Genomic DNA, 16,009 nt, shown 5'->3' on the forward strand with positions numbered 1-16,009 from the left:
ATGAGCTACCTATGAAGCAGCCTGGCATGGTCCACTCCGGCGGAGGCGCTCCGTGAGCGACACCGACACCGACGCGAAGGTCGCTGCATACTTCGAGCGTCCAGGTCATCGCCACGCCGTCGAACAGGGGATCGTTGACGGCAAGCTGCCGTTGAAGTTCGCCTACGCGGGCAGTGCGGCGCACACCCATGACCGGCTCGCGCGACACGAGGGCTATCAGGCGGTGACCGGTGCGGCAGCCAACGTCCGGGAGACCTTTCGCAGCGCTGGGCTCGATGAAGTGCCCGCAATCGTCGAGATCGGCCCAGGTAACGGTCTCAACTCGATGACCATTCTGCGCCGGCTCGGTGATGCCAAGAGGCCGCCGCGGATGCTTCTCGGGCTCGACTTCAGCGAGACATTGCTGGGCATGGCCGAGGCCAATTTCCGCCGCGAGCTGGGTGAAGTCTCGTTCACCGGTCACGTCTGGGACGTCGAGGCCGAACCCACCGCCGCTGTTGACTCCTGGCGTCCGCCGGAGACTCCCGTGCCGGTGCTGCTGCTGGGCAACACGATCGGCAACTTCGAGCAGCCGTCAGCGGCACTCGGGCATGTCCGGCGCAGCATGCGCATGGGTGACACCCTAGTCATCGGCGCAACGCTACGGCGCGATGGCATCAACGCTCGCAGCATGACAGAGCCCTACCGAAATGCCACGTTCACGGAGGCAGCGCTCGAGCCACTCCACGCTTGCGGGGTCAGCCCGGCCGACGTCTGCTTCACCGTCGATTACATCGACGACGAGGTTGTCGGCTTCGCCGTCCTGAGGCGGGGACTCAACATCCTCGGACATGAGCTGCCGCCCGGTCATCGGGTGCGTTGTTTCGTGTCGCACCGATTCACCCCTGACCACATCCACTCGATTGTCCGGGCCGCGGGCCTCGTGGTCGGAGTCTCCAGGATCGATGAGGCAGCAAATCACATCGTCGTGACCGCGGCCAAAGAGAACAGCGCCGAAGGCTGCACGTCGTGACAAGTCTGGATCACGCGCCTGGTCTCCTGCGTGCGGCCAAGGCCGCACTGGTTGCCCATCAGCTTGCGGTCTCCGGCACCGACCCGGAGGTTGTCCGCCTACCAGAGAGCGCACTGGCCGAACTGATCCGGTCGCTGGCCGAGACCGCCGCAGTGGTGCATCAGATCGTCCCGGTACCAGGCCGTCACTCGGACTTCGAACTTTTCTCGCTCCTTGCCTGGCGGCAGCATGCCGCCCGAGGCCGTGAGGTGCGCAGGCTCTATCTAGTGCCATTCGGCAACCCGGACGGCGAGCGGATCATGCTGCAGGTCGAGGACGACAACGCCAGTCAGATCAGTGCCCATCGCCTCTACGTCGGCGGCAACGCCGAAACAGCTACTCCGATGACGAACGTGTGGATCGTGGACGACCAGGTTGTGGTGTACGAAGAGCACGGCGACAGCGGCCGGCCAACATGGGTTGTCAGTGCCCGCGAGGAGGAACTTCGAACGGCCCGGGAGCGCTGGGCGACACTTTGGGAACGGCGCAGCGAGGCCGTGCACGAACCCCCACGCGTGCCGGAGCCGCTTCTAGATTCAGCTGACATGCTGCACTCGATCGCTCAGTTCGCCTGCACCGGTGATCATGTGGATCCCGCAGGCTGCGCCTGGTACCACGGGGTCTGGCAGTACCTCCGATTGTTCAACATGGTCAGTAGCCCGAACTGGCATGCCCGTTTCTACGAGGAGAACCTTCGCCGTGAGTTGCACGCGCGGGAAGGGGCGCGGGTCTTGATCACCGGAGCCGCCGATTACGGCATGCTGGCTTATGTCCTTGCCGGTCACAGTCAACCGGAGAGCCTTGACATCCACGTCGTGGACCTGTGTCACACCCCCCTGCTGGCCAATCGCTGGCTCGGCCGGCGGCACGGTGTCGAGGTGAATATTCACGCCGTTGACTTCCTCGAACAGGGGGAGCTGCTCGCCAAGAGCCTTGGCCCGTTCGACGTGGTCGTATCTGACGCATTTCTGACTCGATTCAAGCTGACTGATCCCCCCGAGGTGGCGACGGTGGTTGCCAATTGGCGCCGTATGCTGCGGCCGGGTGGGACAGTGGTCACCACTGTGCGGATGAGCGGAAGTGGATCACTCGTGGCTGACGACTCTCGCGCTGAGACGCAGTATTTGCTACGTCTGTATGAGCGGGCCAAGAACTCCCATTGGTTGTTGAAGATCGATTTCGACGATCTTCGCCATGCTGCCCGCGAGTATGTGCAGAAGATGGACAGTGAGGATCTCGGCGGTGAGGACGACATTGTTTCGATCTTTACCGACCAGGGGTTCCGAGTGGCGAAGAACGAGGTCGGACATGTGGACGGCGAGCTCATTCCCACCGACTACCTTCGCCTGGTCTGCCACACATAGGTCGACCCATTTGGTTCTGTGATGTGGAGTAGCCTTCCCAGCGCAGCATCATCCAGTGCGGAGAAGCTGCGGGCGGCGTGGTTGGAGATTGCTGCTGAGCAGCACGCGGCGCTCCGCGGCCAAGAGCCGACCCTGCTGCTCGATCACTACGTCGATGCGGACCTGGGACACCTGCGGATAACGGTCGGCACCTCCTCGCGACCGGCCGCCCGGGTCGCCCACATTGACCTGGAGGCCATCGACCGAGCGGAGCGGGAACGCTTCAGCCCGTTACGTCTGATGGCGGCGGCCCTGGTCGATGACATCACGCCGCAGCGAGCCGGAATTCCCGAGGTGGAACGCTCGAAGCGTCCATCGCGAGATGCGGTGGCCGTGTTGGATCCGACCACGGAGCGGCTGAGGCTGACATTGACTCAGCGACGCAATGTCGTACTGGTGGGCGGGTCCGGCACCCACAAATCACAGAGTGCCGCAGGCGTTGCGGATCTGTTCGAGAGCGACGGGCACGCATGTGCATGGCTCGACATGCGTGACGGTCGGGCCGGAGCCGAAACCATCGCCTGGGAGATTCTCCGACTGCCCCGACACGAGAAGCTTCTCGTCGTCATCAACCAGGTGCAGGACGGGATGTCCGAGGTACGGCCGGTCCTGCACCTCACGAGACTTCTCCGTACCGAATTCCGCGTGAGGACGTTCGTGCTGGCGACCAGCCGTCCGGCGGCGGTCGACACGTCGCGCGGCCTGTTCCGATCCTTCACCCGGGTTCCCATACAGACAACGACCGTCAGGTTTCCCGCCGAGCCTGAGCTTCGTGAGGCTCTGCATTGGTTCGCCTGCCTCAAACTTTTCGAGATCCGGCCCTTGCTGTCGACAGTCAGCCGGCGTTTTCCGCAGTCCGTTGTCGATCGTCTGACCAGCGGCAATCAACCGCTTCTGAGCCGGACGAGCGCGCACTACTCACTTGCATCCGGACAGGATGCCGCCACCCTGATCCGAAATCTGCGCAGCCCGACGACGCCTGGCGACGTTGTCTGGGCGTACCTCAAACTGATTGGCCACAATGCCGGTCGCGACCTGATGCGGCGCCTTGACCAGGGTGATGTCGTTAGCGAGAGCACCGCCAGCCAGTCTTACCTGGCGCCCGCGTGGGATTTGCTGCACCGACTGGGCGACACACTCGACGCACACTGTGAGTTGGACCCGAGTTGGGGTGGGAACGTCGGCGCCGCCGTCTTCGCCGCCGAGGCGCTGGCTGAGCTCGACCATCGCGCACAGTGGGAGACGGTGGCCCGATACGTCCGAACTAGTTGGCGGTACGACCGGCCGGGTGTGCTGCCCGAACCGGCCAGGGGACGGACCAGCGAGTACGCGGATTTCCTCGAGATCGCGCGTTACATGGACATCGAGGATGAACAGCTGGTACAGGCGCACCTCGGCCTCCCGCCCGGCCACGAACTGAGCGACGACATAGACCTGGATCGGTTTCACCGCACCTGGATGCTCGGCGTGCTCCTCGGCTTCGAAGGATCGGCCTTGTCGCCGACACCTGGGCGCGATGCCCTGATTCGGACGGCCGACGAGGAGTGCCACCCGAGTCTGGGCTACTTTTACCCACGACGCGTGCCCTGGGTGACTGCCCGCGTCCTCCTCGGCCTCAGCCGCGTCGGTCGCACCTACCAGAACAGTGACACCGTTCAGCGCGCCTGCGAATGGCTTAAACGGCCGCTTCGCTCCGGTGGGCCGTACGGCCTTTGGTGGAAAGGCGGAACGGGCTCATGGAACCGCGACGAGGCCACCACCGCCATGTGCGTCGCCGCGCTGATCCGTGCTGGCGACGGCGAAACGCCCGAGGTTCGGACGGCTCTGGCATGGCTGAGCGCCCGGGCGGGCGAGTGGACCAAAACCGACCGCGAGATCGATCTGGCGATCGTTCTCGAGGCCGCGATGCTGGGCGCGGCCGATTGGCGTGCGTCCTACGCTCGTATTCTCAATCTGCTGCACTGGTCCGCGGGCGAGATTCAGCGGATGAGCAGCCAGCAGCCGGATCCGCGATTCGTTCCGGAGAGCGCGCTGCGCGCCCCGTTCGCGGCGGCCCAGCTCGCAACCCTGGTACGTGTAGCGGTCGGCCGCGAGTCAGAGGCGCTTCTGGATGCCGCCGCGCACCGGCGGATACCAAGGCAGCGGGGCACCGGACTCGATCCGGCCGACAGCCTGGCGTCCACCGCGGCCGGGGTCACCGACGTACGGCCGATGCCGTCGCTCGAGCGGTGGCGACGTGCGGGTGCACTGATTGCCGAGACGCTGGAGACGAGTCTCCGGGCGCGTTCGGCGGTTCAGCGCGCGGATCCTGGCCGGCAGGCCAGCGAAATATGGGAGCAGGCAGAACGCGACCGGACACGCCTCAACCTTTACCGAGAACTGGCAGACCAGTTGGACGAACTTACGCCACGCGAGGTGTTGCAAGAGCTCAACCGGCTCGGCCGCGAGGTCTGTGAAACACGTTGGGATGACGGGCTGACCTTCGAAAATCAGGGCCATCCATGAGGCGCTGGGCTAGTGCGGTCGGCAGATTCCCGGCGCCGGGCACGCTCAATTTCCTTGCGGGTTTGCTGGCTGGTGCAGGAATCAACCTGCTGACGTCCGCGGCAGTCGGGGACGGCGGCGGTCTGGGAATACACATCGTCCTCGACTCGGTGGCGTGGGTGTCCGGTGCGGCCCTACTGACAAGCGCGGCGACGATGCTGGGAAATGCTGACCGTCAAGCGGCTTTGTTGATCACACCAGAGTTCAACGATATGGAGCGGCGGCAAATTCGTACGCTGGAGATCAACCGAGTGGCTCGCCCGGTGAGGTGGCTACTTCTCGGCGCTTTCGCGTGCGTCGCCGTCGCGGTCGCCCTTCTACCGCAGTTGGCGAGGCACTGATCGGCCGGTGGCCTGCCCCACCTAGCTCGGGCAAGCACACCCTCCCCCCTTGGCCAGCACCTCGCCGGCCACGCCGCGGCCCACTGCCAACCCACCCTGGTTGCTGAACTCGAAGTGCTGCCCGCCGTACACCCGGGACCGCCCGGCCTCGTTCGCCGCCGCCGTGAAGCCGGGGTAGCTGCGCGCCAGCCCGCCCGGCGCCGAGTCGGTGACGTGCGTGAACGGGACCGCGTCGGTGCAGAAGTAGGCGGCCAGCACGGCCGCGCCCGCGCCGCTGTAGGAGCTGTGGCCGGACACGTACTCCGGGGTGCTGCCGACGCTGCCGGCTCGTGCGGTCCACGCCGTGTCGGTGGTGGTCTCGCGGATGGCGGTGGTCGGGCGCCAATGGCGGTACGTGAACTTGGTCGCGACCGTGACCACCGTGGTGTCGGCCAGTGCCGTGGTCAGCAACGCGGTGAGCCTGGTCTGCTCGGTCAGCGGCAGCCGGCGTTCGTGTGCCACCTCCAGGGCGATCCGCAGCCACTCGCCGGGCGGCTGGCTGGAACCGGCCGGCAGCGACCAGTACTGGTAGGTGGCCAGCAGGTCGGGGTCGGGGCGTGCGGCGTCGCCGAGGATCGCCACCTCGGTGAAGGCGGCCGCGTACAGGATGCTGTCCAGGGCGGGCGGCGGTCCGGGCACATACCGGGCGGGGTCGGCGATCGCGAACGGGCGGACGTTGCGGTACTGCACGCCCGACCAGGCAGCCCGGAACACGCCCGGTCCGGCGCCGGCCGGCTGGGTCTCGACCGGGGTGCTGCCGTCGTCGGCGCGGGCCGCCACCATCGACGCGCCGACCTCGGCACCCCGGCGTGCGCCGCTGGTCACGCCGGGGACATGGGCCTCGCGCAGGAGGGTGAGTTCGGCCTTGAGGCGTACGTCGTAATCGGCCGCACCCGGCGCAGCGAGCCGGACCAACACCGCATGTGCGGCTGCGGCCGCCGCGGCCTGCGGGTCACCGCCGCGCAGCCCGTGCACCGCGTCGTTCATGGCCACATTGACCATCGCGTAGAGCCGCGCGGCGTCGGCATCGGTGGCCCGCGCGGTGCGCACCGCAGAAAGGGCAAGTTCATTCCAGCCACGTACGACGTCCAGGTCGACCCGGGAGGCGGCGGCCGCCGGCGATGCGCCGGCCAAACTCAGCACGAGAACGATCGCAAGCTTCCGCATACGCGTACCTTGCTCCGGAAAACAAAGGCGAGCGCCGATGTGTAGCGAATGCGACTCACGCTCCGGCCTGGAAAACTGCGGATCATGAGCGCCGAACTACCCGACGTCGGCCCGTCCACCGACGTCCGCGAGCTGCTGTTGACGTACCTCGATTTCTACCGCGCCGCGGTGACGGACAAACTGTCCGGCCTGTCCGACGCCGACCTGCGCACCAGCCGCCTGCCGTCCGGCTGGACCCCGATCGAACTGCTCAAACACCTGGTCTTCATGGAACGCCGGTGGCTGGTCTGGGGCGTCCGCGGCGACCAGGTGGACGAGCCGTGGGGCGACGACCGCAACGGCCGCTGGTCGGTCCCGCCCGAGGAAACCGTCGAGGAGTGGCTGGCGGCGCTGCACCAGGGCGGCCGCCGCACCCGCGAAATAGTCGCCGGCCTCCCGCTCACCGCGATCGCCGCGCGCACCGGCCGCTTCGCGGACCGGTCCACCCCGCCGTCGGTCACGGCGGTGCTTTTCCACGTCCTGCAGGAGTACGCCCGCCACGCCGGCCACCTGGACATCGCCCGCGAACTGATCGACGGCTCAACCGGCGAGTGATTCCCGGCCACGATCGGGTGCATTTACCACAGTCGAAATCTTGCTTTCCGTAAAGTTAACTCCATCGCGTGATGTGCGAAAGAGGCAAAGTGACTTAGCTTCTGTCGGCGGGCCGGTTCTCCCGGCCGCACCGCCCACAGAGGAGATCTCACTCGTGACGGCTCCACCCCAGCGCCGGATCGCGATCATCGGACAGGGCTACGTCGGTCTTCCCGTCGCCCACGCCGCCGTTCGCGCCGGTCACACCGTCGTCGGCTTCGACACCGACCCGGACAAGATTGCCCGGCTGGGCGCCGGCAGTTCCCCGATCGACGACGTCGCCGACCCGGACCTGGACCACATGCTCGCCACCGGCCGCTACCGGCCCACCGGCGACCACGCCCGGCTCAACGACTGCGACGCGTACGTGGTGACTGTCCCCACCCCGCTGCGCGACAACCGCCCCGACCTGACCGCGGTGCTGAGCGCGGCCCGGCTGATCGCCCCGCACGTCCGCGACGACACCCTGGTGGTGCTCGAGTCCACGGTCGCCCCCGGCACCACCGCCGGCGCCTTCCGCACCGAGATCGACCGGTACGCGACCTGGACGCCGCGCTACCTGCTCGCCTTCTCACCCGAGCGCATCGACCCCGGCAACCCACAGTGGGGCTTCCGCAACACCCCCAAGCTGGTGGCGGGTGCCGACCTGGCCGCCCGGGACGCCGCGGTCAGCCTGTACCGGACGATCTGCGACACGGTGGTGCCCTGCCCCACGCTGGAGACCGCCGAACTGGCCAAACTCCTGGAGAACACGTACCGGTACGTGAACATCGCCCTGGTCAACGAGTTCGGGCGGCACGCACACGCCCTGGGCGCGAGCATCTGGGACGTGGTCACCGCCGCGGCCACCAAGCCGTACGGCTTCCAGCCGTTCTGGCCCGGCCCCGGCGTGGGCGGCCACTGCCTGCCGGTAGACCCGTTCTACCTGGAGGATGGCGTGGAACAGCGCCTGGGCCGGGGCTTCGACTTCATCCACGCGGCCGGCCAGATCAACAACGGCCAGCCCGACTACGTGGTTCAGCGAGCGGTCCGCCTACTGAACGACCGCCGCCGCCCGGTCAACGGCTCAACGGTGCTGGTGCTGGGCTACTCGTACAAGGTTGGCACCGCCGACATCCGCGAGACCCCGGCCGCCAAGATTGTCCGGCTGTTGCTCGATCTTGGAGCACAGGTCACGGTGAGCGACCCGCACCTGGCGGGCGCCGTCCCCGGCATTCCGGCGGCAAAGGTGATCGACCACCGCGACGCTGCCCGGGCCGCTACCGACGCGGACCTCGTGCTGCTGACCACCGCCCATCCCGAATTCGACTATGACGCTCTCGCCGAGGCTGCCTCGACAGTGCTCGACACACGCAATCGATTCCGTCCCCGGCACACCGTCCACCAGCTCTGAACAGAGGAGACGACATGAGCCTCGTCAACGGCGGCAACAAGACCCTTCCCCTCACCGGCACGGCGCTCGTCATCGGCAGCACCGCGGTCCCGGCGCCGAAGCTCGCTGCCATTGCGGCGCTGATCATCATCGGCGGATTCCTCCTGCTGCGCCTGACCCGGCCCAAACGCCTGGAAGGCGTGGTCCCGGGCCGACCCGGTCGAGCAAGGGTCCGGGTCTGGCGCCGGGGGGCTATCTAGTGACGCTCTATCGGCGCGGGGCCAATGCGGTCGCGGTAGTGGCATTCGGAACCGCCGCTGCCCTAGCCGTCCACCACGCCGTTTCGATTCGAGATTACGGCTGGACCGACCTGCGGCTGATCTGCACGGCGGCCTTCGCCTGGCTCACCTTCACGTCGATCATGCCTTACCTGCACCGGGACGTGCCGCTGCCGACCGCCGGATCGCATGCCGCGGCCCTGCTCGACCGGTTGTTCGTCTCGGTGATCGTGCCGGCGCACAACGAGGATCCGGTGATGTTCCGGGCGTTTCTCGATTCCCTGGTGGCGCAGACGCGAATGCCGAATCGTGTCCACGTGGTCGAGAACGGCAATCCCGGCTACACGCCGACGCTCCTGCCGGTCATTCGGCAGTGGCAGGCGCAGGGTGGCCGAGCCGCTCGGATCGAGGTGCGTTACGACTTCAATCCGGTCGGCGACAAGCGGCACGCGCAGGCTGTCGCATTCCGCCAGGACGACGAGGCGGACATCGTGATCACGATCGACTCGGATGTGAAGCTGGCGCCGACGGCGATCGCCTCTGGTCTGGCGCCGTTCCGCAATGCTCGGACGGCCTGCGTGACGGGCATGCTGGTCGGCCTCAACACCAACGCGAACCTGCTTACCCGGCTGATCGAGCCGTCGTTTGTGTGCGCCTACCTGAACGGTCGCGCTGCGCATTCGATGCTGCGCAGCGTCACCGTGAACTCCGGCGCGCTGTCGTTCTACCGCGCCGCTATCTGGCACAAGTACCTTGATCACTACCTGAACTTCACGATCGCCGGGCGGCGGATGAAATCCGGCGACGACGCAATGATGACCCGCTACTCGCTGCTCGAGGGGGAGGCCGTCTTCCAGAGCGGGTGCTGGGGATACACGCTGCACCCCGAGAGCCTCGGACAGCTCACCAGCCAGCGGGTCCGCTGGTGGCGCTCGCTGTTCTGGGGCGGTGTGTTCGTGCTGCGCACCTTCCGGCCGACGCGTTTCGTCTGGTGGTCGACCGCGTGGACGCTGCTGTCGATGACCTGGATGACGGTGGCGATGCCGTTCGTCCTGATCGTCCGGCCGACAGTGACCGGGTCGGTCCCATGGATGGTGCTCGCGTGGCTGGTTGGCATCACCTACGTAGCGAGGGCGCGCTACCTGACGATCACCCGGCCCGGTGAGCCGTTCGGAAAGCACCTGGGACTTTGGCTGCTTGCGCCGCTGAGTGCGGTGCTCAACCTTTACACCGGGTTTGTCCTGGGATATGTAGGCATGGTTACCTGCCTCAGGGACGGTTGGTCGTCGCGGAGCACCGTGCTGACCTACCGCCCGGAGTCCGCGACCGAACTGCCCGTTCCGCCGCAGCCGCTATACGACGGCGATGCGCCTACTGCGGTACTCGATCTCCGCGACCTTCGCTCGCGCCTGATCCCGGCGCAGCGACCGACCGGGGTGCCTGTGGAGGAGATGGAGACCCGCGAGCTGTATCCGGTCATTGCGCCACCCGCAGCGGTTGGCGAGCGGCGGGTGCGGCTGCCGCGGAACGCCGGCCCGCGGGATGTACGGGGGCCGGGCCGCGTTGCCGCGCGGCCCGGCGTGGGTCAGCCCGGTGGGTAGCCGGCGGCGGCCATGCGTTCGGCCAGGTGGTGCAGGGCGCTGCGGAGGCGGGACTTGGCGGTGCCCTCGGGGACGCCCAACTCGATGGCCACCTCTCGGTAGGACAAACCGTAGTAATACGCCAGGGCTATCGGATCTCGGTAGAGCCTTGGCAGGTCTCGGACGCATTCCCGGACGGCCTTGGCGGTGGCGGCGCTGATCACGTCGTCCTCCACCGGGGCCTCGATGGGGGTCTGGCCGGCCAGTCTGGTCAGGTAGGTGCGCTGGGCGGACTGGCGGCGCAGCCAGTCGATGGCTCGGCGTCTGGCTATGGTGCAGAGCCAGGTGCGCAGGGAGCCGGCATCGGGGTTGAAGCGGCCGGGGTTGCGCCACAGGTCCAGGAACGCCTCCTGGACGGCGTCCTCGGCGCCCTGGCGGTCGCCGGTTATCCGGAACGCCAGCGCGAAGGCGGACGGGGCGTGCAGGTCGTATGCCTCGCTCAAGGCGTCCTCGTCGGCGGCCAGCAGCATGGTGCGCAGGCGGGCGTCCTCGACATGTGACCGCACGTCAGTCACACCCCAGGGTGGCGGCGACGGTGAGCATGTCCATGGCGAGTCTGCGGTCGCCGGTGATCTCGGCGACCGTGGCGGTCACCGGGATGCGGCCGGCCAGCAGGCGGCCGAAGCGTTCGGCGGGCAGGCGGATCTCGGCGGCCGGGGCCGGGGGATCGGTGGTCTGCGCCGACAGCGGGACCGTGTGCTCGGCGCTGCCGGGGCCGGTCAGGCGCAGGCGTACGGCCGCATCGGGGTGACCGCGACCCGCCGCATCCATGGCGCCGGGCAGCAAGGCCAGGGCGAAGCCGACGATGCGGGCCAGATGCTCGCCGGAAGGCGGGCGGGTCGGCAGGTTGACCGCGGCGCGGATGTCGTCGTTGTGGATCCAGGTCTCGAACGCGCGCTGGATCAGGGCCTCGCGCAGCGGGCGACGCACCGGTGCCTTGCCCGCCAGGCGCACCGGCGTGGTCAGCGGCAGGTCACCGCGGCCGATGGTGCGCAGCAGGCGGTCCGAGCCGTCGCGCCAGGCGGCGGCCGCGTCGTCCGGTGGCGGTTGCAGACGGTCACCGAGATCCGTGCTCACCTGGCGGTCATTTCCGGTCAAATGCATAACCAGCTCGCGTACGGTGTTACCGGCCGCGGTCGGGGCCTGCCACTGTTCCCGGGACAGGCCGCCGAGCAGCGCGCCCATCTCGGCCACCTGGTGTGCCCACGGTTCGGCGGCGGCGATGTTGCCGGCCGCCACCGGTTGCCGGATCTCGCGCGCGGCGGCGAGCACCCGGCCGCGCAGCGACGGCGGTGGCGCGACGGCGTGCGTCACCGCGATCCAGCCGGCGGACCTTGCGGCCTGGCCGACCAGCGTGGCGCAGCGGGCGCACTCGGTGAGGTGCGCGGTCACCCCCGGAGCCTGTGACTCCGGGCAGTCGCCGAAGGCGTACGCCTCCAGCAGATCGTCGGGGTGGTCCCCGGTCATTGCGCCGACCTCCTCGAAGCGGCATGCGTCGATGACCATACGGTGCCGGGCCGTCTGACGCAGTCCCTTGTACGAACACCCGACAGATGGACCTCGGCATAAGGTAGGACCCCTATGCTCGTGATCTTTCTCGTGGTGGCCGGCGCGGTGCTCGGCAGTTTCGCCGGAGCCCTGGCCTGGCGGATGCGTGCCGGGCGCGGTGTCGCGTCCGGTCGCTCCGAATGCGACAAGTGCGGCCACCAGCTCGCCGTCCTCGATCTCGTCCCGGTGTTCAGCTGGTTGCTGCTGCGCGGCGAATGCCGGTACTGCCGTGCCCCGATCCACCCCAGCAGCCTCTTCGCGGAGGCCGGGCTGGCCTTCGGATTCTGGCTCTCGTACGTGTGGTGGCCGCTCGGCTTCGGCTCGGCGCGGACGGTCACCGCCTTCGTGCTGTGGCTGCTGGCGCTGACCGTGCTGACCACGCTGGCGATTTTCGACGCCCGCTGGCGGCTGTTGCCGGACCGGTTGGTGGTGCCGCTCGCGGTGCTGGCCCTGGTGCAGGCCGGGCTGCGGGTCGACCCGCTGGCCGTGGGGCCGTACTCCGCCCACGTGGTGCTGGGCGCCCTGGTGCTGGGCGGGTCCTACACCGTGCTGTTCCTGGTGTCGGCCGGTCGGTGGGTGGGCTTCGGCGACGCGAAGCTGGGGCTGGCGGCGGGCAGCGCGCTCGGCGGTCCGGCGGCTCTGGTGGCGCTGTTCGCGGCCAACGTGGCGGGGCTGATCGTGGTCGGGATCGGTCGGCTGTTCAAGCGGCCGGAGGCGTACCGGGTGGTGCCGCTCGGTCCGTTCCTGGCGATCGGGTTTCTGCTGGCCGGCTTGCTACCTACTGGTTTCCCGGGCTGATTTGACAGCGCCGATATTCTGATCCTCCGTACCTTTCGGGTGTCGAGGGGGGCTCTGCCTCACGACACTCGGGAGTTTCGATGCGCCGGGCACCCGCCCTCTCGTTCCTGCTCGTCACCGTCTTCATCGACATGCTCGGCCTCGGCATCATCGTGCCGATCGCGCCGGCCCTGATGACGGAACTGACCGGCAGCCCCGCCGACGCCGCCACCTGGGCCGGCCTGATCGGGTCGAGCTACGGCCTGCTGCAGTTCCTCACCGCGCCGCTGCTCGGCCGCCTGGCCGACCGGTACGGCCGGCGACCGGTCCTGCTCGCGACGCTGACCTGCCTCGGCGTCGACTACCTCGGCCACGCGGTCAGCGACACGGTCTGGTTGCTGTTGGCCTGCCACGCGCTGGCCGGTGCGTTCGCCGGCACGCCGACGGTGATCAACGCGTACCTGGCCGACGTGACCGAACCCGAGGACCGGGCCCGCGGCTACGGCCAGATCGGTGCGGTGTTCTCGCTCGGGTTCGTGGCCGGCCCCACCATCGGCGGCCTGCTCGGCGCCGTCGACGTGCGGCTTCCGTTCTATGTGGCGGCCGCCCTCGCGCTCGCTAATGTCGCGTACGGCTGCCTGGTTCTGCCGGAATCCCGCCCGGGTGACCGGACCACCAAGCTCAGCCTCCGCCTGGCCAATCCGGTCGGCGCGCTCGCCGCGGTGCTGCGGCGCCCGGTGCTGGGGCGGCTGACGCTGGCCCGGTTCGTCGCCGACCTGGCCCGGATGACCGGCCAGGCGACCTGGACCTTCTTCGTGGCCGCGCAGTTCGCCTGGGGCACCGCCCAGATCGGCATCACGATGGCGGCCTCGGCGCTGGCCGCGGCGATCTTCCAGGCGCGGGCGACCGGGCCGGTGGTGCGAGCGCTGGGCCACCGGCGCGCGGCCGTGGTGGGTGGCTCGGTGGCGGCTGCGGGGTCGGTCGGGCTGGCATTCGCGTACGAGCCCTGGCATGTCTTTGCCTTGCAGGGGCTCGGGGTGCTCGGCTCGGTGGCCGGCGCCGCGACGATGGCCTGGATCTCGCGGACGGCCGGCGCGGCGGAACAGGGGACGGTGCAGGGCGCACAGACCGCGACCATAGCGATCGCCGAGATGGCGGTGCCGGTGACCGCGGGGGCGCTGTTCGCGTGGTCGCTGTCCATCGGCCGGCCGGGTCTGGTGTTCCTGGCCGCGGCGTGCTGCATGACCGCCGCGACGATCATGCTGGCCCGCACCCGCGACTAGGGCTTAACTGACGGATCATGGGGATCGGTCGGGGGTGGCGCGGAGCCAGTCGAGGGTTTCGGCGAGGTCGAGTGTGGCCTGGTAGGAGTCGATTCGCTTGTCGTACCTGGTCGCCAGGCCACGCCAGTGCTTACGCCGGTTGAAGCCGCGTTCGACCTGGTTGCGTTTCCTGTACGCGGCCGGGTCGAAGGACGGCGGGCGTCCGCCGGATGATCCTTTCCTTGCCCGGTTGGCTTTCTGGTCGGATCGTTCCGGGATCAGCGCCTTAACCTTGCGGGCGCGCAGAGCGGCCCGGTTCGCCTTGCTGGAGTACGCCTTGTCGGCGGTCAGCGAGTCCGGGCGTTTGCGGGGCCGGCCCCCGGACGGCCCCAGCACGGCGACCCGGTCCAGCAGGCCGACCAGCTGCCGGGTGTCGGATGCCTGACCTGGGGTGACCCGCGTGGCAAGCGACCGGCCCCGGCCGTCGCAGATAACGTGCACCTTCGTGGTCAGTCCCCCGCGGGAGCGACCCAGACCTTGACGTGCCTGCGAATCCTTACTGCTGAGCCCCCTTTACGCGCCCCAGCAGCGTGCTGGTGAGCACGCACGATCGTCGAGTCAGCCTGTGCGTCCCAGTCGATGTCGTCCTCGGCCTGGGCCAACGCGATGACCTGAGCCCTGATCCGAGCCCAGGTACCGTCCTGCGCCCATTTCCGGAACCGGTCGTACGCGGTCTGGTACGGCCCATACCGTGCGGGCATGTCCGCCCACGGGGCACCGGTCCGTTTCACCCAGCAGATCCCGTTGATGACCTGCCGGTGATCACGCCACCGACCACCCCGTTTGCCGTACCCGGGCAGCAACGGCTCCAAGATCGCCCACTCGCGATCCGTCAGATCGAAACGCGCCATACCCGTTTCAACGACCGACATCCATGATCCGCCAGTCACGGCCTAGAGTTCCCGGTCGTGGATATCACCGTCGCGACTCCCGCCGACCGTTCGCCAGTGGTCGACACGCTCGTGGCCGCGTTCGTCGACGATCCCGTCCTCCGCTACCTGTTCCCGGCGGACTATCCGCGGCATGCGGCCGAGTTCTTCGGTCACCTCTTCGACAAGCGGGTGCGGCGGGACTCGATCTGGACGATCGAGCGGGGCGGTTCCACGGCGATCTGGGAGCCGCCGTTCGCGCCGGCTGCCTCGACGGTTCCGGATCTGCCGGGGCCGGAGCTTTCCCGGGTACGCCGGTACGACGACGCGCTGCACGCGGTGCTGCCGGCCGGGCCGTACTGGTATCTCGGTGTGCTCGGCACCCACCCTCGCCACGCCGGGCGGGGGTGGGGCCGCGCGGTGATGGCCGAAGGGCTGCGGCGGGCCGCCGTGGACGGGTTGCCGGCCGTGCTCGAGACCAGCAAGCCGGCGAACGTCGAGTTCTACCGGCGGGCCGGCTGGCAGGTGGTGGCAACGGCGACGGACCCGCTGCCGATCTGGGTCCTGACGGTTCCGGCCGGTACGGCTCAGGCGACGTAGGCGTCCCGCAGCGCCAGCGCGAGGCCGTCCGGTACGGGCACGACGTCGAAGAAGGCGACCAGTTCGCTCCACTCGCCGTTGACCGGAAGCGCGAAGTCGACCGACGACACGCTGCCGTCGTCGCGGCGGAAAACCTCCTGGAGCGGGTCGAACGGGCCGCCGGCGGTCTCGGCCGGAGTGATCCGGGCCGGCTCCTGGCGCAGCGGCTCGCCCGGCTCGTACCGCGCGATGCGGGCGCGCAGGCTTTCCGCCGTGACGTCCGCGCGCGGAAGGAGGAACTGCACGGCGGCGTCGACGTCGTCCGCGGCCAGCAGGGCGACCCAGCGGCGCACGGCGGCCAGGATGAGCTCGTCGCCGGCATCGGGCGGCAGGACTTCCATGCGCACACCCTAGGTGCAGCAGCCGGCCACCTTGGACGGTGCGCG

15 protein-coding genes are annotated in these 16,009 nt (G+C 68.7%); 10 read left to right on the plus strand and 5 right to left on the minus strand.

Translation table 11 applies throughout. From position 1 onward, the window contains the following. Positions 1 to 52 precede the first annotated feature (52 nt). From Ari01nite_RS35585 to Ari01nite_RS35595, 3 genes are all read left to right on the plus strand, one after another. Positions 53 to 1,012 (plus strand): L-histidine N(alpha)-methyltransferase, encoded by a 960-nt coding sequence (locus tag Ari01nite_RS35585; RefSeq protein WP_203786658.1) that lies wholly within the window; start codon positions 53 to 55, stop codon positions 1,010 to 1,012. Next, positions 1,009 to 2,415, plus strand: a complete 1,407-nt coding sequence (locus Ari01nite_RS35590) for a class I SAM-dependent methyltransferase (RefSeq protein ID WP_203786659.1) — start codon at positions 1,009 to 1,011, stop codon at positions 2,413 to 2,415. Before Ari01nite_RS35585 ends, Ari01nite_RS35590 begins: the two co-directional genes overlap by 4 nt. 81 nt (positions 2,416 to 2,496) lie before the next feature. Then, positions 2,497 to 4,959, plus strand: a complete 2,463-nt coding sequence (locus Ari01nite_RS35595) for a hypothetical protein (protein WP_203786660.1) — start codon at positions 2,497 to 2,499, stop codon at positions 4,957 to 4,959. Positions 4,960 to 5,360: 401 nt separating this feature from the next. Here the strand turns inward: Ari01nite_RS35595 and Ari01nite_RS35600 are convergent, their stop codons facing one another. After that, the gene (locus Ari01nite_RS35600; RefSeq protein ID WP_203786661.1) at positions 5,361 to 6,545 is read right to left on the minus strand and encodes a vanadium-dependent haloperoxidase; all 1,185 of its coding nucleotides are present in this window, start codon (positions 6,543 to 6,545) and stop codon (positions 5,361 to 5,363) included. Positions 6,546 to 6,629: 84 nt separating this feature from the next. Here Ari01nite_RS35600 and Ari01nite_RS35605 point away from each other — a divergent pair, with 84 nt between their 5' ends. The 4 genes from Ari01nite_RS35605 (at position 6,630) to Ari01nite_RS35620 (ending at position 10,429) form a co-directional block, all read left to right on the plus strand. Then, complete coding sequence (locus tag Ari01nite_RS35605; protein ID WP_203786662.1) at positions 6,630 to 7,139, plus strand: DinB family protein; 510 nt, start codon at positions 6,630 to 6,632, stop codon at positions 7,137 to 7,139. Positions 7,140 to 7,293: 154 nt separating this feature from the next. Then, the gene (locus Ari01nite_RS35610) at positions 7,294 to 8,571 is read left to right on the plus strand and encodes a nucleotide sugar dehydrogenase (RefSeq protein ID WP_203786663.1); all 1,278 of its coding nucleotides are present in this window, start codon (positions 7,294 to 7,296) and stop codon (positions 8,569 to 8,571) included. A gap of 14 nt (positions 8,572 to 8,585) precedes the next feature. Continuing rightward, positions 8,586 to 8,810: a hypothetical protein gene (locus tag Ari01nite_RS35615; protein WP_203786664.1), complete on the plus strand. Its 225-nt coding sequence runs from the start codon at positions 8,586 to 8,588 to the stop codon at positions 8,808 to 8,810. Beyond that, positions 8,810 to 10,429, plus strand: coding sequence for a glycosyltransferase (locus tag Ari01nite_RS35620; protein WP_203786665.1), 1,620 nt, complete (start codon positions 8,810 to 8,812; stop codon positions 10,427 to 10,429). Before Ari01nite_RS35615 ends, Ari01nite_RS35620 begins: the two co-directional genes overlap by 1 nt. On the opposite strand, the gene Ari01nite_RS35625 is transcribed toward Ari01nite_RS35620, so the two are convergent. Next, positions 10,414 to 10,983: an RNA polymerase sigma factor gene (locus Ari01nite_RS35625; RefSeq protein ID WP_203786666.1), complete on the minus strand. Its 570-nt coding sequence runs from the start codon at positions 10,981 to 10,983 to the stop codon at positions 10,414 to 10,416. The two genes, Ari01nite_RS35620 and Ari01nite_RS35625, sit on opposite strands and share 16 nt — an antisense overlap. After that, positions 10,976 to 11,935 (minus strand): maleylpyruvate isomerase family mycothiol-dependent enzyme, encoded by a 960-nt coding sequence (locus Ari01nite_RS35630; RefSeq protein WP_203786667.1) that lies wholly within the window; start codon positions 11,933 to 11,935, stop codon positions 10,976 to 10,978. The genes Ari01nite_RS35625 and Ari01nite_RS35630 overlap by 8 nt, the downstream gene beginning before the upstream one ends. A 114-nt stretch (positions 11,936 to 12,049) precedes the next feature. Here Ari01nite_RS35630 and Ari01nite_RS35635 point away from each other — a divergent pair, with 114 nt between their 5' ends. Both Ari01nite_RS35635 and Ari01nite_RS35640 read left to right on the plus strand, forming a co-directional pair. Next, positions 12,050 to 12,814, plus strand: a complete 765-nt coding sequence (locus Ari01nite_RS35635) for a prepilin peptidase (RefSeq protein WP_203786668.1) — start codon at positions 12,050 to 12,052, stop codon at positions 12,812 to 12,814. Between the two features lie 80 nt (positions 12,815 to 12,894). Beyond that, positions 12,895 to 14,076 (plus strand): MFS transporter, encoded by a 1,182-nt coding sequence (locus Ari01nite_RS35640; protein WP_203786669.1) that lies wholly within the window; start codon positions 12,895 to 12,897, stop codon positions 14,074 to 14,076. Positions 14,077 to 14,091: 15 nt separating this feature from the next. Here Ari01nite_RS35640 and Ari01nite_RS35645 read toward each other — a convergent pair. Continuing rightward, positions 14,092 to 14,966, minus strand: a protein-coding gene (locus Ari01nite_RS35645; protein ID WP_438872266.1) for an IS5 family transposase whose coding sequence is annotated in 2 segments (ribosomal slippage) — positions 14,092 to 14,619 and positions 14,622 to 14,966 — 873 coding nt in all. Because the reading frame shifts where the segments join, the coding sequence is not laid out codon by codon here. Positions 14,967 to 15,023: 57 nt separating this feature from the next. On the opposite strand from Ari01nite_RS35645, the gene Ari01nite_RS35650 reads away from it, so the two are divergent. After that, positions 15,024 to 15,584, plus strand: coding sequence for a GNAT family N-acetyltransferase (locus Ari01nite_RS35650; RefSeq protein ID WP_203786670.1), 561 nt, complete (start codon positions 15,024 to 15,026; stop codon positions 15,582 to 15,584). Here Ari01nite_RS35650 and Ari01nite_RS35655 read toward each other — a convergent pair. After that, positions 15,572 to 15,964 (minus strand): hypothetical protein, encoded by a 393-nt coding sequence (locus Ari01nite_RS35655; RefSeq protein ID WP_203786671.1) that lies wholly within the window; start codon positions 15,962 to 15,964, stop codon positions 15,572 to 15,574. The two genes, Ari01nite_RS35650 and Ari01nite_RS35655, sit on opposite strands and share 13 nt — an antisense overlap. Between the last annotated feature and the right edge of the window lie 45 nt (positions 15,965 to 16,009).

The organism is Paractinoplanes rishiriensis, assembly GCF_016862375.1.
Lineage (GTDB): Bacteria > Actinomycetota > Actinomycetes > Mycobacteriales > Micromonosporaceae > Actinoplanes > Actinoplanes rishiriensis.

Coding starts and splice junctions, on each gene's coding strand:
- Ari01nite_RS35600 (WP_203786661.1), bottom strand. CDS start 6,545: ATGCGGAAGCTTGCGATCGTTCTCGTGCTGAGTTTGGCCGGCGCATCG.
- Ari01nite_RS35635 (WP_203786668.1), top strand. CDS start 12,050: ATGCTCGTGATCTTTCTCGTGGTGGCCGGCGCGGTGCTCGGCAGTTTC.
- Ari01nite_RS35630 (WP_203786667.1), bottom strand. CDS start 11,935: ATGACCGGGGACCACCCCGACGATCTGCTGGAGGCGTACGCCTTCGGC.
- Ari01nite_RS35605 (WP_203786662.1), top strand. CDS start 6,630: ATGAGCGCCGAACTACCCGACGTCGGCCCGTCCACCGACGTCCGCGAG.
- Ari01nite_RS35655 (WP_203786671.1), bottom strand. CDS start 15,964: ATGGAAGTCCTGCCGCCCGATGCCGGCGACGAGCTCATCCTGGCCGCC.
- Ari01nite_RS35615 (WP_203786664.1), top strand. CDS start 8,586: ATGAGCCTCGTCAACGGCGGCAACAAGACCCTTCCCCTCACCGGCACG.
- Ari01nite_RS35640 (WP_203786669.1), top strand. CDS start 12,895: ATGCGCCGGGCACCCGCCCTCTCGTTCCTGCTCGTCACCGTCTTCATC.